Origin of the sequence: Burkholderia sp. PAMC 26561 (assembly GCF_001557535.2) — a bacterium.
Taxonomy (GTDB): Bacteria; Pseudomonadota; Gammaproteobacteria; order Burkholderiales; family Burkholderiaceae; genus Caballeronia.
This window is the reverse complement of record NZ_CP014315.1, coordinates 1,091,759-1,111,433: the sequence shown is the minus strand read 5'-3', so window position 1 is coordinate 1,111,433 and position 19,675 is coordinate 1,091,759. Positions and strand designations below refer to the sequence as shown.

The 19,675-nt window shown below is 60.6% G+C and carries 17 protein-coding genes; 10 read left to right on the top strand and 7 right to left on the bottom strand.

Going from position 1 to position 19,675, the window contains the following annotated elements; translation table 11 throughout:
• Nucleotides 1-43: 43 nt before the first annotated feature.
• Nucleotides 44-301 carry a hypothetical protein gene (locus AXG89_RS45190; RefSeq protein ID WP_075357648.1) on the bottom strand — a complete coding sequence of 86 codons (258 nt, stop codon included), beginning with the start codon at nucleotides 299-301 and terminating at the stop codon, nucleotides 44-46.
• A 22-nt stretch (nucleotides 302-323) separates the two neighbouring features.
• On the bottom strand, nucleotides 324-2,339 hold the full coding sequence (locus AXG89_RS39615) for a hypothetical protein (protein WP_119024833.1): 2,016 nt from the start codon (nucleotides 2,337-2,339) through the stop codon (nucleotides 324-326).
• Here AXG89_RS39615 and AXG89_RS39610 point away from each other — a divergent pair.
• From AXG89_RS39610 to AXG89_RS39600, 4 genes are all read left to right on the top strand, one after another.
• Nucleotides 2,299-2,907, top strand: a complete 609-nt coding sequence (locus AXG89_RS39610) for a hypothetical protein (protein WP_143325557.1) — start codon at nucleotides 2,299-2,301, stop codon at nucleotides 2,905-2,907. The genes AXG89_RS39615 and AXG89_RS39610 overlap by 41 nt on opposite strands.
• Nucleotides 2,908-3,604: 697 nt before the next feature.
• Nucleotides 3,605-3,805: a hypothetical protein gene (locus AXG89_RS42685; RefSeq protein ID WP_162916240.1), complete on the top strand. Its 201-nt coding sequence runs from the start codon at nucleotides 3,605-3,607 to the stop codon at nucleotides 3,803-3,805.
• A gap of 195 nt (nucleotides 3,806-4,000) precedes the next feature.
• Entirely contained in the window at nucleotides 4,001-4,495 is a 495-nt protein-coding gene (locus tag AXG89_RS39605; protein ID WP_143325555.1) for a hypothetical protein, read from the top strand.
• A gap of 34 nt (nucleotides 4,496-4,529) precedes the next feature.
• Nucleotides 4,530-5,153 (top strand): superoxide dismutase, encoded by a 624-nt coding sequence (locus AXG89_RS39600; RefSeq protein ID WP_075358437.1) that lies wholly within the window; start codon nucleotides 4,530-4,532, stop codon nucleotides 5,151-5,153.
• A gap of 129 nt (nucleotides 5,154-5,282) precedes the next feature.
• Here the strand turns inward: AXG89_RS39600 and AXG89_RS39595 are convergent, their stop codons facing one another.
• On the bottom strand, nucleotides 5,283-7,847 hold the full coding sequence (locus tag AXG89_RS39595; protein WP_205583109.1) for a PepSY domain-containing protein: 2,565 nt from the start codon (nucleotides 7,845-7,847) through the stop codon (nucleotides 5,283-5,285).
• 367 nt (nucleotides 7,848-8,214) lie between these two features.
• On the opposite strand from AXG89_RS39595, the gene AXG89_RS39590 reads away from it, so the two are divergent.
• The 5 genes from AXG89_RS39590 to AXG89_RS39570 all read left to right on the top strand — a co-directional run bounded on the left by AXG89_RS39590 (nucleotide 8,215) and on the right by AXG89_RS39570 (nucleotide 14,155).
• Nucleotides 8,215-9,117, top strand: coding sequence for a YihY/virulence factor BrkB family protein (locus tag AXG89_RS39590; RefSeq protein ID WP_075358435.1), 903 nt, complete (start codon nucleotides 8,215-8,217; stop codon nucleotides 9,115-9,117).
• A 68-nt stretch (nucleotides 9,118-9,185) separates the two neighbouring features.
• Nucleotides 9,186-10,121 carry a LysR family transcriptional regulator gene (locus AXG89_RS39585; RefSeq protein WP_075358434.1) on the top strand — a complete coding sequence of 312 codons (936 nt, stop codon included), beginning with the start codon at nucleotides 9,186-9,188 and terminating at the stop codon, nucleotides 10,119-10,121.
• A gap of 75 nt (nucleotides 10,122-10,196) precedes the next feature.
• Nucleotides 10,197-11,603, top strand: a complete 1,407-nt coding sequence (tcuA, locus tag AXG89_RS39580; RefSeq protein WP_075358433.1) for an FAD-dependent tricarballylate dehydrogenase TcuA — start codon at nucleotides 10,197-10,199, stop codon at nucleotides 11,601-11,603.
• Complete coding sequence (tcuB, locus tag AXG89_RS39575) at nucleotides 11,590-12,765, top strand: tricarballylate utilization 4Fe-4S protein TcuB (RefSeq protein WP_075358432.1); 1,176 nt, start codon at nucleotides 11,590-11,592, stop codon at nucleotides 12,763-12,765. Before tcuA ends, tcuB begins: the two co-directional genes overlap by 14 nt.
• 64 nt (nucleotides 12,766-12,829) lie before the next feature.
• Complete coding sequence (locus AXG89_RS39570) at nucleotides 12,830-14,155, top strand: MFS transporter (RefSeq protein WP_075358431.1); 1,326 nt, start codon at nucleotides 12,830-12,832, stop codon at nucleotides 14,153-14,155.
• Between the two features lie 121 nt (nucleotides 14,156-14,276).
• Here the strand turns inward: AXG89_RS39570 and AXG89_RS39565 are convergent, their stop codons facing one another.
• A complete protein-coding gene (locus AXG89_RS39565) occupies nucleotides 14,277-14,858 on the bottom strand; it encodes a DJ-1/PfpI family protein (protein ID WP_075358430.1) in 582 nt (193 codons plus the stop codon).
• Between the two features lie 98 nt (nucleotides 14,859-14,956).
• On the bottom strand, nucleotides 14,957-16,147 hold the full coding sequence (locus tag AXG89_RS39560) for an amidohydrolase family protein (protein ID WP_372237049.1): 1,191 nt from the start codon (nucleotides 16,145-16,147) through the stop codon (nucleotides 14,957-14,959).
• Between the two features lie 151 nt (nucleotides 16,148-16,298).
• On the opposite strand from AXG89_RS39560, the gene AXG89_RS39555 reads away from it, so the two are divergent.
• A complete protein-coding gene (locus AXG89_RS39555) occupies nucleotides 16,299-17,426 on the top strand; it encodes an aminotransferase (RefSeq protein ID WP_075358429.1) in 1,128 nt (375 codons plus the stop codon).
• A gap of 2 nt (nucleotides 17,427-17,428) precedes the next feature.
• On the opposite strand, the gene AXG89_RS39550 is transcribed toward AXG89_RS39555, so the two are convergent.
• Both AXG89_RS39550 and AXG89_RS39545 read right to left on the bottom strand, forming a co-directional pair.
• Entirely contained in the window at nucleotides 17,429-18,319 is an 891-nt protein-coding gene (locus AXG89_RS39550) for an amidohydrolase family protein (RefSeq protein ID WP_083637897.1), read from the bottom strand.
• Nucleotides 18,320-18,329: 10 nt separating this feature from the next.
• Nucleotides 18,330-19,571 (bottom strand): MFS transporter, encoded by a 1,242-nt coding sequence (locus AXG89_RS39545; protein WP_075358472.1) that lies wholly within the window; start codon nucleotides 19,569-19,571, stop codon nucleotides 18,330-18,332.
• Between the last annotated feature and the right edge of the window lie 104 nt (nucleotides 19,572-19,675).

Here is a 19,675-nt window from a genome sequence, read left to right as displayed (position 1 = left end):
CTTCCTCCACCAGCGCCGCGTTCTGTTGCGTCACACGATCGAGTTACGCGATCGCCACGTTGATCTGTTCGATGCCATCGCCCTGTTGTGCCGAAGCGCCCGCGAGTTCGTTGATGATGACATCCATGCCGCGGATGGAAGCAATGTCGCTCTGGATCGCGGCATCGGCTTCACGAAAGAGCGGCACGCACTTGGTGCATTGAAGATTGAGCAATCGAGGGGCGGATGCTGTGCTGGACGCATTTCCGCTATCCATGGAAAACGCGAGGCCCGAGATGTCGGAAGCCTCGCGTTCTCTCATGCACTTGATTACTACTTGCCGCTTACTTGATCAGGCTCAGATAGTTGCCGCTCGGGTAAGCAGTGTTCAACCACGTCGACAACCGATTCACCTGGGTCTTGTCGATCCCGTCAGCCTGCATCTGCGGAATCTGGTTCCACGTCCACGTCGGGAAGTTCTCGACGGTTCCGCCCGACACCGTCCCGTGAACATAGTCGATCGCGCACAGGCTTCGCATGCTCCAGAAGCAGGTGGTCTCGCCGGATACCGCATTGGCCTGACCTTCACGCTGCCACGAATTGATGTTGAAGCTGGTCGTGGTGTCCATCCAGTTCGACAGGAACGCGTTCACGACCGCCTGCTCCGTCGCAGGACTCGTGCCTTTCCAGACGCCTGTCTGCCCGCCGTTCCAGACGTCCAGCGGACTGCTGTCGCGAATGGTCCAGCCGCGTTGGACATCGGTCACGCCCACACCGTTATCCATTTCCTGCGCGCCCTTCAGCACGTAGAGGAAGTTGCGGATCGGCTCCGGTCTGCCACTGGCCTGATACAGGTTGTTGAGCAGCCCGTATGCATATTGCCAGTCGGTCGGCATGTGGACGTTATGCGCGCCCGAGCCCGGGTTCAACAGGATCTGCAGGTAATACCACTGGTTGGCCTTCACGTAGTGCGCCACGGGGCTGCCGAACATGCTGTTGTCGGCAGGGAAACCCTGGATATGCGGCGACACGTTGAAGACGAAGCGCCAGTATCCGCACCAGCCACGCGTCTCGGCCTTGGGCGCTTTTTCCTCGTTCACCCAGGCAGCGGGGCAGTTTGTTTCCAGCGAAAAGTCCTGGGCAAGCTCCCACGACTTCATCAGTTGCCACTGCGCCGTACCGTACAGGTTCTTCTGCTGCGGGATTGTGTAGCTGCCGCTCACGCCTTCGTTGGGCGGCGCAAACCGTTCGCCGAATTCCACGCCCCAGTAATAGAGGTCGTTGAAGATGTCGCCGGTTTTGCCTTGCGCGTAGCTGGTGCCGCCATTGGCGAGCTGGGCCCGCATGTTGTAGGTCGCCGTGCCCGTGCCTTCGCCCGCGTATTCCTTGTTCAGATTGCTGTTCGTGAAGTAATCACCCCACGCGTCTTTCGGATGAATGCGGGGAACCCAGTGATTCCAGTCGGGCAGTTGGAAGCCGATTGGGATTTCGCGGATATTGATATGCCCCTTCGTCGATATCGCTGCTTTATTGACGCCGCTCGGGAAAATCGCGGCAAGCGTATCCAGATCATTTTCCGATACAGCATCAATACCGGCGCCGCATGTCCAGTCGCTTACCGGCGCGCTATCCAGACCGGGACCCGGCTGATACGGCGGATTCCATGGACGGCACTTCGGACCCGGCGTGGGATATTGGCTGGCGAGGCTTCTGATATAGCTGGCGATCTGCAAGCCCTGGTTTGCGCTCAGGCCGTGATACTGGCTTCGAATGACAATCGAGTTATTCGAGTAGTTGAACTTGAACAGGTCGCTTCCGCTCGCGCTGTGGCAGTCCATGCAATGCGCCTTGATCTGCTGCCCGGCATTGATGGGTGAATCGGTCAAGGCAGCGTTTTTCCACAGGGCCGCGCCCGCGCTGATATCTGCAATGCCTGGAAGCGGTGCGGTCCACTGGGTTGGATCGTCCTGTGCGAAGTTGCTGTCGGCTATCAGTGCATTGCCTGACCCATCGAGCAAATTGAACGACAGCACCCGATACCCCGAGCTCACGCCATCAGTGGTATTGAACCGGAAGTTGATGACGTTACTGCCGTTGATCGCACCCGTTATGGGGACGTTCAGGCTGATCGTGTCGTAACCGCCGCCAATACCGCCGTACGATTTTGCGTTCCCGAGCACTGTAACGTTTGCGTTCGCGAGGTCGATCCAGTTGCCGCTATTGACTTGAACTGAACCCTTGGCATCGTACGAAAGATTGTTCACGCGCATGGTCAGGGTCTTCGCCAACGCCCCGGCGGGAATGGACAAGGTGGCCGCAATGATCTTTCCGCTGCCCGCGCTCATGACTTCCAGCGGCATGATCACGGCGCCGGACGAGGTGGTGCCGGCATTGGAAGGCGGCTCTGCCGGAACTATTGGCGGCGGCGAACTGCTGACGATTGTCGAGCTACTCGCGGGAGAAGATGCACCAGCCGATGTGCTCTGCGGCACCACTGAACCACCGCCAGCCGACGCAGACGCCGAAGCCGCCGACGCTCCTGCAGCACTGCTGCCAGACCCCGAAGAATTGCTGAGACTTGCGCCGGCCGTTGAATCGGAACCGCCGCCACCGCCACATGCGCTGACACTAAAAATCACACCACTGACAATGGAAACTAACAGTACCCTGTCGATTTTTATCATTATTAATATGTTGCGGAACGATGAAAATCCTCCGCAAAAATGTAGCGGAGCCCGGTGTTTTCAAATCAAACTCTTTCCGCGAATATTCAGGATTTGCATGCAACGCTACCTTCGACAACAAACTAATCTCAACGCGCAATTCTTCATACCAATAAGCAATTCGATGTTCGAGGTTTTTACGTGTCCAAAACCAAGTCGGCTACGCTTTGACGCTTTAGCAGTCCCTGCTCTCTGTCTTATATAAACTAAAACTTTGACTGAGCCTTCAATCCATGACAGGAAAGGCGAGCGCCCAACTTTGCGTGGCGCGGCCGGCTACCTGATTGATATCGCACAAGATGCAATATCGTTAATCGAGTCGTTGTAATCTTCTCAAACCATGCAAACACCGAACCGTTGATCCAAGGGTGAGCACTTTCAACGCGATTACATGCGCGCAAGACGCGGAGCGATGAAGAACGTGCTGTCCTTCATTTGTTCTTCTGGAAACTTCAATGCTGGTTTGAGCCGAGCTAAGTGATTTCGATTACTTGTTATCGGCAGTCGCTGCAGGAAGTTTAATAGTAAAAAAATCTTCATGTCAATCTGCGATAGCGGCGACGCGAGCAAGCTCCCCGGAGCGCCGGTATATTGGTGCGCAGATCATTGCGTGCATCGATAACCGGTCATGACGCAATGATCAAGAACTGGCTCCCGGCGCCGACGCCGCCATGCCGCCGCCGGGAGCAGGCGTCGCAACACCAGAATCGCCGCTCTTTGAACATGCCACGCAGGCAATCGCCACTATTGCGGCCCCGATCCCTTTGATCCATTTAGCCGACCTGATTTATCTCCGGTTGGTGTAAAGCCTTTGTACTGCAGCCGAAAGACAGCAATGCGCAATCCGGGTTCGATCTTTGCGAAGCTTGTATTGAACACGGACCAAAAACTGGAGACATATCTTGGGACACTTTCGCAAAACGGCTTGCATGCTGACGCTCGCCGTCTGCTTCGCAGACGGCGCATTCGCGCAAGGAACGAGCACCGGCGGCGCGCCGCCTGCCACACATTCCAGCAGCAGCGATTCTGGCGGCGGCCAGTCTGCGAGCATCAAAGGCGGCGCGGGCACTGCGGGGAATACGGCACGGACCCCGCAACGTTGAAAAAGGAAGAAACGGCGCGGCAGCAGAAGTCGAAGGATAAAGCGTCGGCATCGAAGTAAATGAGATCCAGGCGACGCCACGCACCGTTGGAAAAGGCCTTCGCTGGACAGGGTTATCGAGAATGATTATTATTTAACCATCCCGAGTACGCAGGCGTCCGGTCAACGAAAAGGGTGCAGAACAGGAGCCCCTTTCATGCACCAGCCACGCGTTGCCTCCACCGCCCACGAAGTCACAAGATCCCGTGACGCCAGCCTCCCTGAGTGGGAATACGTGATGCGGGCCGCCGTCGCCGCATCACATGCCGCGCAACCGCTTGCGGCGTTAGACGGTTGCCAACGGGCGCTCCAGATCGCGCGTCGCCTGATTGAACGGCTCCCCGAGGGACGCGCAAGCGACTGCGTCGCCGCGCTCGTGGTCTCCCATCACAATCTGGCCGACCTCGAACTCGGACGCGGTGGCACCGACCGCGCCGTCGCGCATCTTTGCGACGCGCACGAAGCGCTGCTTGAACTTTTCCTCGATACCACCCGCGACCCGTCACTACAGCAAGCCGCATTGCGTCATAGCGGCGAGACGCATGTGGCGTTGCTGAGCTACATCGCTACACATGGTCCTCATCCGCTCATCGCGCGAACGCTCGAACTGGGCGAACGCGCGCTGAGCGCCGGCGACCCTCTTCCGCATTGATGTCTTGATGCACTGACTCTAAAAGGAACCCACGATGCCCTATACCCTTCCCGCCTTGCCCTATGCGTTCGATGCACTCGAACCACATATCGATGCCCGTACGATGGAAGTCCATCACACGAAGCATCACCAGACCTACGTGAACAATCTGAACGCCGCGCTGAAGGACACGGAGTACGCGGATCTGCCAATCGAAAAGCTCGTCGCGCAAGTTGCGTCACTACCCGAGGCGTTGCAGGCGCCCGTGCGCAACAACGGCGGCGGCCACGCCAATCACAGCTTGTTCTGGACGGTCATGTCGCCCGCAGGAGGCGGCATGCCCGACGGCGAACTGGATCAGGCGATCACCGCAGACCTGGGTGGCTTCGATGCCTTCAAGGAAGCCTTCACAAAGGCAGCCCTGACGCGTTTCGGCAGCGGCTGGGCGTGGCTCTCCGTCAATAAACAAGGCAAGCTCGTAGTCGAAAGTTCAGCGAACCAGGACAACCCATTGATGACGACATTGCTGTCAGGCAACACGCCAATCCTCGGTCTGGACGTATGGGAACACGCCTACTACCTGAAGTATGAGAACCGTCGGCCGGAATACATCGCCGCGTTCTACAACGTGATCAACTGGCCGGAAGTTGCGCGCCGTTACGCCGACGCGCGCGCGTGACATCACCGACGCAAGTACTTCGAAGGCCCGTTCAGAAGCGTTCTGGACGGGCCTTTTGATCAAACGTCAATCACACGTCCACACGTCAATACACATCCCGCCGATACAACCCGTTCGCGACCATCATGCTCACGCGTTCGTCGCCGAGCGCGGCCCGCAATTCCCTATCGAGAGCCGGCGCCATTCCGGCAAGACTGCCGCAGACCATGACCGCGGCGCCGCCCCCACCCACGTGAAGATATCGCTGGCTGAATGCCGCACGAGATCCTGCACGTAGCGTCCGCAATCGTCGTCGCGTGAATACGCCAGGTCGATGCGCGCGAGCGTGCCATCCGCGCGCCACGCCTCGAGTTCCTGCTTGAAGAACGCGTCATATCGGGCGTTGCGCTCGCCAAACAGCAGCCAATGTCCTTTCGATCCCGCCGCGCTCCTTTCACGCAAATGCGCGCGCAATCCCGCGATGCCGGTGCCGTTTCCAATCAGGATCAGCGCACGTTCCCCATCAGGCCGATAAAACCCCGCGTTCGCCCGGATGCGCGCCTGCACCAGACTGCCTTCGGCGGCATGAGCCGTCAGCCAGCCCGAGCCCATGCCCAGTTCGCCCGATGACCTGACCCGTTGCCTGACTACGAGGTCGAGGTAACCATCGGCAGGTATCGAGGCGATCGAGTAGTCGCGATGCGGCAAAGGCTTGAGGGTAGCGACGAGTGCTGCAGCGCTCATGTTGCGCACGGATTCAGCCGATGGAAGCACGGCGCCGGACAGATGCGCATCGAGACGCCGGCCGTGTACCAGCGCACCGGCATCCAGCCCAGCCGCCGATAAAACCCGCGCCACCGCCGCCGGATCATTGTGCGGATAGATCTCGACGATATCGCCCGCCGTCCAGCCCGGCGACGTTGCCGCGTTCACTTTCAGCCGCACATGATGCACGCCGCCGCCCTGGCTACCGGGATTCAGAAGCTTGCGTTGCGCCAGCGTCCACGACTGAACCGGCGCCTCTTCCCACCCTGCCACGGTGGCCGCGCCAAGCGCTGTCAACTGCCGGCGCCAGCGCTGTTCGCTTTCGTCATCGCGGCCGTTCATCTCGATGCGCTCGAACAATCTGCGCGCGCCCGCCTTCGTCAGCCATTCATCGACCTGACGGCCAAAGTGGCAAAAGTCCGGGTATTCGCGGTCACCGAGCGCGAGCACCGCGTAGCTGAAGCCGCCGCTCGGCGCGGGGCGCGCCATTATCTGGCGGACGAATGAACGGGCGCGGTCGGGCGCCTGGCCATCACCATAGGTGCTCACCACAAAAAGCACGCAGCGGGCTGCGGCCAGCGACACGGAATCGAGTGCAGAGATAGGCAGGCAGCGGGCAGCTCTTCCCGCCGATGCAAACGCCGCCGCGCTCATGCTCGCGATACGCTCGGCGGTGCCGGTCTGGCTGGCGTGAACGATCAGCAGATCGCTGTTGGCGTGACTCGTGGCGAATGACGGCAAGGGCGCTATGGCATCGGCTTCACGACGCTTGCGGCGCCGGCCGAGATAAAGCAGCCAGCCAGTAATGGCGAAAAGCGGCATCGTCAGGCTGCACAGCATGACGATGACCCGCCCAGGAACGCCGAACACGGCCCCGCTGTGCAACGTCAACATGCTCGTGCCGATGACCTTGTTGATCGGACGATTTGCGTAGAGGTCGGTGGCCTTGAGCGAACCGGTCGCGGCGTCGAATGTGTACCGGTCCATGAGGCCGCCTCGCAACGGTCCGTCGAACCGTTCTATGGATACCGCTCGGCCATCGCGCGAAACCGTCAGCGACGCGCGTCCGAAATCCCGACCGACGCGCTGGACGAAGGTTTGCCAGGCGGGGTCAAAGGAAATCGCACGGCTCGAATCCATCGCTTTAGGCGCGCCTTCCACGCCCCGTTTTTTACGCGATCCCGCTGCACGCGGTGCATCGCCCTTCGCGTCCGCGAGCGCTTCCTTCGGCTTGCGATCCGCCGCGGGCGCACGACGTGTCTCCTCGATACCCAGCGCCTTGCTCGCCAGATCGTGATACCAGCCGTATGACCACCACAAGCCGGTCAGCGCGCTCATCAGGTAACACAAGACCATCCATCCACCGATCACCGCATGCAGCGACCGATAGAGATTGCGCCCCGTGCGCTTCAGGTCGAGCACGAACCACGCGCGCCAGTCGAGCGGCTTGCGCGGCCATCTGAGATACAGCCCGGACAACGCGAAGAATATGAGCGAAAAAGCGGCGATGCCGGTGATCTGCTTGCCGATCTCGCTGTCGCGCCGCCCTTCGGTGATAGGCAGCGCCAGAAACCGGTGCACGTCTTCTACAAACGAGAAAAAGTCGCTGCCGGCCGCTTTGCCGAGCACGTGTCCGTCGTAGGGATTCGCGTAGAACGTCGCTGCTCCGGAGGGCTGGCGCACCCGGAACTGGACAGCTCTTTCCGGATCAGCCGATAACACCAGCGGCCTGATTTCCTCGCCCGGCAATTGCGCGCGGATGCTCGCGAGCAACGCATCGGGCGTCATGAGTTCCGCGCCTTTCGCGACGCTGATGGTGCTGCTGTTCAGCAGTCCGGTGATCTCGTCCTCGAAGCTCATGGTGGCGCCCGTCAGCCCCATGAGCGCCAGCACCAGTCCCACTGTGACGCCGAGCAGCCAGTGCACCTGAAACAGAATTCGACGCGTCATTGAAATACCTGCAGTCCCTGTCCAGTTCCGTCGGTCATAAATAGTCTTACGGTTGGCTTCAAACCTGTTTTTTGATCCAGGCTTACAGTTTTATAAGCATTGGTCGGCGCCAGGCGCGACCCAATATGGCGCTCGGCGATGTCAGCGTGACGACGCACAGCGTGGAACATCGGTCGGCAACGGCCAGAGCGTAAAAGCTCTTCGATTTCAGAATGGGAATGATTCTCGTTTATTCTAACGACCTGCTGTCCCCATGCGCAACAGATTTAAGCCGATCCCGTGCGAACGTGTCCAAGCAAGGCCCAGGACTTGCGGAATCGTGCTCGGGCCATATACCTGGCAGACGGCCGGGGCATCTGGAGGGCATATGCAACTCATTCGCTACCGCACGCTCAGGACGATCGCCGATCACCCAGGCGCGTTCGCCTTGCAGGTTCTAAAAGCCTTTCGCGCGAATCAGGGCATGTTGCTCGCGGGTGCGGTCGCGTATTACGCGCTGCTTTCCATCGTGCCGCTGCTGATCCTGGTCGTGATCGCGCTTTCACATGTGATCGACCGGCATGTGCTTCTCGACACGCTTTCTCATCTGCTCGAATGGCTCGTGCCGGGGCAGGCAAAAGCTATCGTCAAGGAGCTTGCAAACTTCCTCGCGCATCGGGCGGTGATCGGCTGGGTGCTGCTTTGCACGATGATCTTCTTCAGTTCGCTCGCCTTCACCGTGCTTGAAAACGCCATGTCGGTGATCTTCGTGCATCGGGTGGCAATACGTCGGCGGCATTTCCTGATATCCGCGTTGCTGCCTTACTGCTACAGCCTGTCGCTTGGCGCAGGCGTGTTGCTTGTCACGCTCGTATCGACAGGATTACAGGCGGTGGGCGCACATAGCGTCGATATCTTCGGCGTCGAAATCTCGCTTGGCGGCGCATCGCGCGTGCTGCTTTACCTGTTCGGATTCGCGGGCGAGGTGTTCGTACTGACATCGATCTATATGGTGATTCCGGTCGGGCGTCCGCGTTTCAGGCACGCGTTGTTCGGCGCGGTTGCCGCTGCCTTGCTGTGGGAAGTCACGCGTCATGTACTGGTCTGGTATTTCGCCACGCTCTCGCAGGTGAGCGTGGTGTATGGATCGCTGACGACCTCGATTGTCGTCCTGTTCAGCCTCGAAGCCCTCGCGACATTGCTGCTCTTCGGCGCCCAGATGATTGCGGAATACGAACGGCTGCACGCAGGCACAACAAAGCTTCGGCCCAGATCGTTCCGAACGAGCTAACAACGGCCCGGACCAGCTCATCCCGGCGATAATGCGCGGACATCAGAACGGATCTGCAAGGAGACCCTTTGGAACTGCGCCAGCTTCGCTATTTCGTCCGTGTGATCGAACATGGCAGCATGGGCCGTGCGGCGATGGAACTTGGCGTAGTGACGTCGACCCTCAGCCAGCAGATCAGCCGGCTTGAAAGCGAGCTGTCCACGCGGCTCCTGCAGCGCACCGCCAACGGCGTGGTGCCCACCGACGCAGGCCTCGCGTTCTGGCGTCAGGCGCAACTGGCGCTGCGTCATGTCGATGACGCCGCCCACGCCGCACAGCACGCGCGCCTTTCCGGTCATGTCAGCGTCGGCATGGCGCCGAGCACAACGGGCGTGCTCGGTCTCGCGTTCATGCGCGCGATGCGCGAGCGTTATCCCGATGTACGCCTGCGCATGGTTGAAAGTCTGTCGGGCCATTTGTCCGTCATGCTGAACGCGCGCCAGATCGACCTCGCGATCCTGTTCCAGAGCGACAACATCAAGCGCTTCAGCGCGACGCCTTTGCTCGACGAACGTCTGTTCGTGATCGCAGCCGCGAGTTTCGAGCCGATGCCAAAGACCATGACCACGAAGCTCGCGCACATCGCGAAGTTGCCGATGATCCTCCCAAGCGGCCCGCACGGCCTGCGTTCGCTGCTCGACACGGCGTTTGCGCGTGCCAGTATCGAGCCGAATATCGTGGCTGAAATCGATGGCCTCGCCATGCTCATGGACGCGGTCGGAGGCGGTCTGGGCCTGACGATCCAGCCAGGTGCCGCGCTGGCCCGCCGCGACCTGGCCTCGTTCCGCGCGCTGCCTATCAACGAGCGTCACATGGTGCGTCCAAACCAGCTCGTCAGTCTTTCCGACGACGAACTCTCGCCCGCCGGCCTCGCGGCGCGCGTGGTTCTCGCCGATGTCGCGCGAACGCTCGTCACCGGCGGACAATGGACAGGCGCCACATTGCCGCCTCTTCACGATTCGTGAAGACCCGTTGCCTGCCGCCTGCTGGCGGCCGAACACCGCACGTCCTACACTCCGGAGATTGGAGGAGACATCACAATGGTGGACGTATTGGTGATAGGCGGCGGCAACGCGGCTTTGTGCGCGGCTTTGATGGCCCGCGAGGCGGGCGCGTCCGTGATGCTGCTCGAATCTGCGCCGCGTGAGTGGCGCGGCGGCAATTCGCAGCACACGCGCAACTTGCGCTGCATGCACGACGCGCCGCAGGACGTGCTGATCGATGCGTATCCGGAAGAGGAATACTGGCAGGACCTGCTCAAGGTCACGGGCGGCATCACCAATGAACCGCTCGCCCGCCTCGCAATCCGCGAATCGTCGACATGCCGCGACTGGATGCGCAAACACGGCGTGCATTTCCAGCCACCGTTGTCGGGCGCGCTGCATGTCGCGCGGACCAACGCGTTTTTCATGGGCGGCGGCAAGGCGCTCGTCAACGCGTATTTCCGCAGCGCGGAAGCGCTGGGCGTCCAGGTTCGATACAACGCGCCGGTGGATTCCATCGAACTGGATGACGAGCGTTTTGTTGCTGCGCGGATTGGCGATGAGCGTATTGAAGCGCGCTCGTGCGTGCTGGCCGCGGGCGGCTTCGAATCGAATCGCGAGTGGCTGCGCGAAGCATGGGGCCAAATCAACGGCGAATGGGTCGCCGACAATTTCCTGATTCGCGGCACGCGCTTCAACATGGGCGTGCTGCTCAAATACATGATCGATGCCGGCGCGGATTCCATCGGCGATCCGTCGCAATCGCATTGTGTCGCGATCGACGCCCGTGCACCTCTATACGACGGCGGCATCTGCACACGGGTGGATTGTGTGTCGCTCGGCGTGATGCTGAACCGCAACGCCGAGCGTTTCTACGATGAAGGCGAGGACTTCTGGCCCAAGCGTTATGCCATCTGGGGCCGGCTCGTTGCACATCAGCCGGGACAGATCGGTTATTCGATCATCGATTCGAAAGCGATCGGCCGCTTCATGCCGCCCGTCTTTCCCGGCACGAAAGCGAACACGCTCGGCGAACTCGCGCGTGCCATGGATCTTGACGAAGCGAAGTTCATCGATACGATCCAGACCTATAACGCCGCCTGTCGCGTCGGCAAATTCGATCACGCCGTCCTCGATGATTGCCATACCGAAGGCCTCACGCCCGCGAAGACACACTGGGCGCAGCCCATCGACAAACCGCCCTTCTACGCCTTCGCGCTTCGCCCCGGCATCACGTTCACGTACCTGGGTCTCAGGGTGAACGAGAACTCCGCCGTGCATTTCGGCGGCAAGCCGAGCCCCAACCTTTACGTTGCGGGCGAGATGATGGCGGGCAACGTGCTCGGCAAGGGTTATACGGCCGGCGTCGGCATGGCGATCGGCACGGCATTCGGCCGGATTGCAGGAACCCAGGCCGCGCAGGCGGCTTTGAAATTGAAGGAAGCCAGTCATGCAGTCGCTTGAAAACCTGACGCGCGAGGCGAGCGCGCTTGCACTGAACGAAGTTCCCATCACGTTTGCAAAACCGATGTCGGCGGCCGAAGGCGAAGTCAGCCGCATCATGCAGATCTGCAATGCGTGCCGCTATTGCGAGGGCTTTTGCGCCGTCTTCCCCGCGATGACCCGTCGCCTCGAGTTCGGCCGCGCCGACGTGCACTTCCTTTCGAATCTCTGCCACAACTGCGGCGCGTGTCTGCACGCGTGCCAGTACGCGCCGCCCCACGAATTTGGCGTCAATGTGCCCAAGGCGATGGCCGAAGTGCGTTTGCAGACTTACGTCGACTATGCATGGCCGGCAGGTTTCGGCGCGTTATACAAGCGCAACGGCCTGACCCTGGCACTGGCGCTCGCTGGTGGTCTGGCACTTTTCCTGATCATGACGATGGCGCTCAAAGGCTCGCTGCTCTTGCCGCCGCTCGCCGGAAACTTCTATGCGGTGTTCCCGCACGACACGCTCGCGCTGCTCTTCGGCATCGTATTCGTGTTCGCGATGATCGCGCTCGGCGTCGGTGTCCGGAAGTTCTGGCGCAATGAGGAACCGGGCGCGATGTCGGCCGAAGCCATCGGTGAAGCGACGCACGACGTGCTGAGCCTGCGTTATCTCGGCGGCGGCCATGGCGAAGGCTGCAACAACGCCGACGATGCATTTTCCCTCGCCCGGCGCCGCTTTCATCACCTCACGTTCTACGGTTTCATGCTGTGTTTTGCATCGACGTGCGTGGCTACGCTCTATCACTATCTTCTCAAGCTCGAAGCGCCTTATGCGATCAGCAGCGTACCGGTCGTACTCGGTTCGCTGGGTGGTCTCGGCTTGCTGGCGGGACCTGCCGGTTTGTTGTGGCTGAACCTGAAGCGTCATCCGCAGCACGGCGACGTCGCGCAAAAGCCGATGGACCGCGGTTTTATCGCGTTGCTGTTGTTGACCAGCGCGAGCGGTCTCGCACTGTTGATTCTCCGCGATACATCCATGATGGCGTTATTGCTGGCCGTCCACCTTGGCATTGTGATGGCGCTGTTCCTGACGCTGCCGTACGGGAAATTCGCGCACGGGATTTATCGCAGTGCAGCACTTTTGAAATGGGCCGTGGAAAAACGCCAACCGAGTAAACTGCTGGTCGATGACTAATGCAACATGGGGCCCGTCGAGCCTATGATGGCCGGCGTGGCAATAAAAAAATCCAGGAGACGACATGGCAACCGGAAACGAATTTCAACCGCAGGCGCTGGGCGCGAGCGCGCCGAGTGTCTCGAAGCTGGGCGCGGTTTTGCGCGTCACCAGCGGCAACTTCCTCGAACAATTCGATTTCTTTCTGTTCGGGTTCTACGCGACTTACATTGCCAGGACGTTCTTCCCGGCTGCCAGCGAATTTGCGTCGCTGATGCAGACGTTCGCTGTATTCGGCGCCGGATTCCTGATGCGTCCGTTGGGCGCGATCGTGCTGGGCGCGTACATCGATAAAGTCGGACGCCGGCGCGGCCTGATCGTCACGCTTTCCATCATGGCAAGCGGCACCATTCTCATTGCCTGCGTTCCGGGGTTTGCGACCATTGGCTTGCTGGCTCCGGCGCTGGTGCTCCTCGGACGTTTGCTGCAAGGGTTTTCGGCGGGCGCCGAACTCGGCGGCGTGTCGGTCTATCTCGCGGAAATGGCGACGCCTGGAAAGAAGGGGTTTTATACGTCGTGGCAATCTGCCAGCCAGCAGGTCGCAATCGTCGTCGCTGCAGCCCTGGGTTATGCGCTGAACAGCATGCTTTCGCCGCCGCAGATTGCCGGCTGGGGATGGCGCGTGCCGTTTTTCATCGGCTGCATGATCGTGCCGTTTCTCTACATTCTGCGCCGCTCGCTGCAGGAGACCGCCGAATTCAAGGCGCGCCGTCATCACCCGGCAACCGGTGAAGTCTTCCGTTCCATGCTCACGAACTGGAAGACCGTGATTGCCGGCATGTTGATGGTCGCGATGACCACCACCACCTTCTATCTGATCACCGTCTACACGCCGACCTTCGGCCGCGCCGTGCTGCACCTGAGCACGTCGGACAGTCTGATCGTGACGCTGTTCGTGGGGGTATCGAACTTTATCTGGCTGCCGATCGGCGGCGCGATTTCGGACCGGATCGGACGCAAGCCGGTGCTGCTGTTTGTATCGGCACTGGCGATCATCACGGCTTACCCGGCGCTTTCGTGGCTTGCGCACGATCCGAGTTTCCTGCGCATGCTCGGCGTGCTGCTGTACTTCTCGTTCTTCTTCGGCGCTTACAACGGCGCGATGGTCGCCGCGCTGACTGAAGTGATGCCGGTCGATGTTCGCGTGGCGGGTTTCTCGCTGGCGTTCAGCCTGGCAACGGCGATCTTCGGTGGCTTCACGCCGGCGGTATCGACGTATCTGATCCAGACGACCGGCGATAAAGCCGCGCCAGCTTACTGGCTGATTTTTGCGGCGGTGTGCGGGTTTTTCGCTACGCTGGCACTGTATAAGCGCGGTGGAGCAGCGGAGTTGCAGGCGAAGCTGGGATAAGGAGATCGTGACGCGCGGCCGATGTTTATTCGGGCCGCGCGAGTGGTGCAATTGCAGTGCCGGCCCGACTGCCCGCAACGCCGACGCGCCTGACGCCCGCCAGCGCCCTCCAGCATCGCGTTTAAAGCTTGATTTCCGTCCCTAGCCGCGCCAGGAACTGCGCAAGCCATTGCGGATGCGCAGGCCACGCGGGCGCGGTAATGAAATTGCCGTCAGTCACCGCGCTGTCCACGGGAACGTCCGCATACTCCCCTCCCGCAAGACGCACTTCCGGCGCGCAAGCGGGATACGCCGAAATGCGCTTGCCGCGAATCACATCCGCGGCGGCGAGTAATTGCGCCCCATGACAAACAGCGGCAATGGGTTTTTCAGCATCGGCGAAATGCCGGACAATTTCGATCACACGATTGTTCAGGCGCAAGTATTCGGGCGCGCGTCCGCCGGCAATCATCAACGCGTCATAACTGGCTGGATCGGTGTCGTCGAAACTCGCGTTCAACGCAAACAGATGTCCGGGTTTCTCCGTATAAGTCTGGTCCCCCTCGAAGTCATGAATCGCTGTCTTGATCTTGTCACCGCTCTTCTTGCCGGGGCAGACCGCGTGCACGGTGTGACCGACCATCTGCAGCGCCTGGAACGGCACCATCGTTTCATAGTCTTCCGCAAAATCGCCGGTCAGAAACAGAATCTTCTTGGCTGCCATCTTGTTCTCCCATCGAAGAAATCACGCAGGAAACCGGTCCGCGTGAACCGGCGCTCGCTGATATCTTAGCTTGTACGGGATGCATCAGGCCCGATGTTTCAGGCCAGCATTGCGCCATTGCGTGCCACGACTCTTCCATTCGATACAACCAGCTTGCGCACCGGCCGCGCGACGACCGCATGAGCGACAGTGGCGGCATCGACGAGAACCAGATCCGCACGCGCGCCGACGTGCAATCCATAGTCCGCAAAGCCGCACGCGTGTGCGCCGAGCGTGCTGACGCAATCGAATGCGAGTGCGAGGTCGACGTCCCGACGCAGATCGTGCCGCATGGCCACGAACATGGCGCGTTCGAGCATGTCGGGCGAGCCGAACGGCGTCCATGTATCGCGTATGCCGTCGTTGCCCGCGAAGAGCGTCACGCCCCTTTCAATGCAAGCTCGCAGCGACGGCACCGGCACCGAGGGCGGCGCGGTCGTCAGGAGCGCGACGCTCAGTTGCGCGATTCTTGCGAGCAGCACATCACGCTCGCGATCGGGCAACATGCCAAGGCAAAACGCATGACTGATCACCACGCGACCCTGCATGCCCAGCGCCTCGACGCGATCGAGCAACAGCTTGATGGTGAATGCGCCAACTTCACCTGGCTCGTGAAGATGGATATCGACGGGCTTCTGGTAACGATCCGAGATCGCAAACGTGGTGTCGAGCGACTTGACCGGGTCCTGGTCGATCAGCGCGGGATCGAGCGCGCCGAGTACGTCGGCGCCTGACTTCAGCGCGTCACCGAGCAATGCATCGGTTCCCGGGCGGCGCAGCATGCCCGATTGCGGGAACGCGACGATCTGGATGTCCGCAACGCCCACGAGCGTTTCACGCGTTTCAAGCACGCCTTCGAGATGCTCGAGGCCGGCGTCGGTGTCTACGTCCACGTGCGTCCTGATGCGCGTTGTTCCAGCGGCAACGAACGCACGGGCGAGCGCGAGGGATTGCTTGCCTGCATCATGTCCCGAGCTTGCACGCCACGAGCGTTCATTCTCGATTCTGTCGACAAGCCTCGGACCGACTTCGTTCCGATACCACGGCAGCCCCCAGTTCGTCTTGTCGAGATGCGTGTGGCCTTCCACGAATCCCGGAAGCACAAGTGCGCTCCCGCCGTCTTCCACCACCACATCTGTATCGCGCGGAAGATTGGCTCCAATCGCTTCGATACGCCCGCCGCTGATTGCGACATCGACGGACGCGCCATCAGACAAGCGAACGTTACTGATCAAGAAGCTCGGGTTCACGGAATCTCCTGACATGATGTTGAGCGTAAGCAAACCGTGAGTGTGTCATAAGAGTCAGTGCGTCGAAGGTAACGCGCGTTCCAGATCTTCAGCCTGCATGGAATTTGAAATACACTCGGTCAACCGAACGCGTTGATTTGCGGAGAAACGAATGAAGATCAAGGACTTTCTGGTCGAGCGCTGGATGGACCGGTACGAGCATGAGGCGCGCTATAACCTTGCTGAAACCTGCGTCGAATCGCTGACCGTCGATCAGTTGCTGACGCTGACCGGCAAGCAGGACAGCATCATGGACGAACTGCGCCCCATGAAGCTGACCTATGGCGCGATCGAAGGTTCGGACCGGTTGCGCGCGAATATCGCCGCGCTCTACGACCATCAAACGCCGAAGAACATTTTGGTGACACATGGCGCGATCGGCGCAAACGCATTGGTGTATGAAACGCTGATCGAGCCTGGTGACCGCGTGATCGCCGTGCTGCCCACATACCAGCAGCACTATTCGATACCCGAAAGTCACGGCGCCGATGTACACCTCCTGACGCTGCGGGAAGAGAACCGCTTTCTTCCCGATCTTGACGAATTGCGCACACTCGCGAGCCCCGCAACGAAGCTGATCGCCGTCAACAACCCGAACAATCCAACGGGTTCGCTGATGGACGAAGCGTTTCTCAAAGAGGTGGTCGCCATCGCGCGATCGTGCGGCGCGTACTTGCTGTGCGACGAGGTTTATCGCGGAACGAATCAGGAAGGTTCGGGATTCACCGCGTCCGTCGCAGATCTCTACGAACGCGGCATCAGCACGGGCAGCATGTCGAAGACGTGGTCGCTAGCCGGGCTGCGCCTGGGATGGATCGCCGGTCCGGTCGATCTCATCCGGGCCGTGTGCATTCATCGCGACTACAACACCATCAGCGTGGGGATGATCGACGATCATCTTGCATCAGTAGCGCTGGAAGCGAAAGACAGGATCCTCGCGCGCAATCACGCGATCACACGGACCAATCTCGCAACACTCGATGCATGGATCCAGCAGGAACCGCTGGTCTCGTATGTCAAGCCGAAAGCCGCGACTGTGTGCCTGCTCAAGTTCGATGTGGACATGTCATCGACTGAATTTTGTACATCGCTGATCGAGGCGACCGGCGTCATGCTCACGCCGGGCAGCGCGTTCGAAATGGAAGGTTATGTGCGGATCGGCTTCGCCAATCCACTGGATGTGCTGGAACAGGGACTCGAACGTGTATCGGATTTTCTCAAGGACATCGTGCGCAAGTAACGCTATCTGAACCGGTACAGCTCGCCGGCCGAACCCGTGAGAATGATCTCGCGCTGCGCCGCGTCCGGCACCCATCGGTCGAGCGCGCGGCGGGTTGCATCGTAGTCGGTGAATTGCTGGTGCTGCGTATGCGGCCAGTCGCTGCCCCAGACAAGCCGCCCGGGCGTGTATGCATCGATCAATGCGCTTGCCAGCCGCGCGCCGGCCGCAACGCCTGAAGCGTTCACCGCGCTCCTGTAAGCCGCCGATAACTTCACCCACACGCGTCCCGTTCCCCCGATCGAGAGCAAATAGCGAAAGCCCGGGTCGCGCTCGACGGTTTGCGGAGCGGGCCGCCCGAAATGATCGACTACGACCGTGCAGCCCTGTTCCAATAGCGGCTCCACGACATCACGCAGATCCGCTGCCTGACGATGCACCTCGACATGCCACCCAAGCGCATTGACGCGGGCGAACAACCGCTGCCAGTCAGGCGCGCGAAGGTCGGGGATCGGCAAGCCGATCAGGTTCAGCCGCATTCCGACTACACCCGACCGATCGAGCGATACCAGCCCGGCGTCGCTCACGCTGCAATCCACCACGGCCACGCCGCGAAAACGCAACGGATAGCGCCGCATCACATCGATAAAAAAGCGGTTGTCCGTGCCGAGGAAACTCGGCTGGACCAGCACCGCGTGCGACACGCCGTTCGCTAGCAAATGACCGGCGTAGGCGTCGAGCGTGGCATCGTAATCTGGCGCATGGCGGCGCTGCGGCGCGAGCGGCAATCCGCGGACGAACACATGGGCGTGGCTGTCGATGGCCGTGATCTGCTCCGCGCCCGTCTCGTACCAGCGCTCGGCCATGCAGGTCTCTTGCGTTTGCATAAGTGGAATCCGTTGATCGGCGTTCATCCGACGTTAATCACGCATTGACCGCGACCGTCGCGATCCGCCGGTTCTTCGTCTCGGGCAGCATCAGCGCGGCGACCACGACAAGGCCGTAGGCAACCCCGGCGTCGATACCGAGCGCCGAACCAAGCGGCATGGAGTTGCCCATGTGACCGACCAGCACAGGAAAACCCGCAGAAACGATCCGCCCGAAGTTGTAGCAAAAGCCCACGCCTGTGCCGCGAATGCCCTGCGGATAAAGTTCGTTGAAAAGCGCGCCGAGCGTTGCCGGAATCCCTGCCGAAAAAAGCCCGAGCGGGAAGCTGAGCAGCAGCATGGCGGTGTCTCCCATCGGCAGGAAGACGTAGAGGTTGACCGTCGCCACGCAGCACACGGCAAACAGGATCACGTTGAGCTTGCGGCCAATGCGGTCCTGCAACCACGCGCTGACAAAACATCCGCAGATGAACGCCGCGATCACCACCGCGAGATACCCGCCGGTTCCCAGTACGGACAGATGCCGCTCGGTCTTGAGGTAAGTGGGCAGCCACGTGGTGATCGCGTGATATCCGCCGTGCGCGCCCACGCCGATCAACGCGCCCACGATGGTCGAGCGGATCACGGATTTATCGAAGATATGGGTGGCCGGAGGAAGCGCCCCGCCGGATGCCTTTGCAGCGACCGGAACACGCGGAGGCTCGACCACGTTACGGCGCAAATAGAGCACGAGCCCGGCCGGAATCACGCCTATGGCAAACAGCAGCCGCCACGCCCATTCCGGGGATACGAACGAGAACACGACGGTATAAAGCAGCACCGCGCCCGCCCAGCCGAAACCCCAGGCGCTTTGCACGATGCCCATCGCCTTGCCGCGATGTTCAGCGCGCATGGTCTCGCTCAGCAGCACGGCGCCCGCGGTCCATTCGCCGCCGAAGCCGATGCCTTGCAGCGCCTTCAAGGCCAGCAACTGCTCGAAGTTCTGCGCGAATGCGCAGAGGAAAGTGAAAAGCGAGAACCAGATCACCGTGATCTGCAGCGCGCGCACGCGCCCGTAGCGATCCGACAGCATGCCCGCAAGCAATCCGCCGAGCGCGCCGGCCACCAGCGTCGCGCCGCCGATCAACCCCGCCTGCCCCTTGCCGATACCCCACGTCACCAGCAAGGTCGGAATCACGAGGCTGAACAGTTGCGTGTCGATGCCGTCCAGCGCCCATCCCGCGAAGCAGCTCCAGAGCGTGCGCTTTTCCGTCGGCGATATTTCGCGGTACCAGTTCATTGTCGTCTCCTGATTGTATTTTCCGGGCTTCTTGCAACGGCCCATGAAACCCATTCTAGGGATTGGAGGGATAAAGAACTATGATGCAAGTGATCATCTTTCAT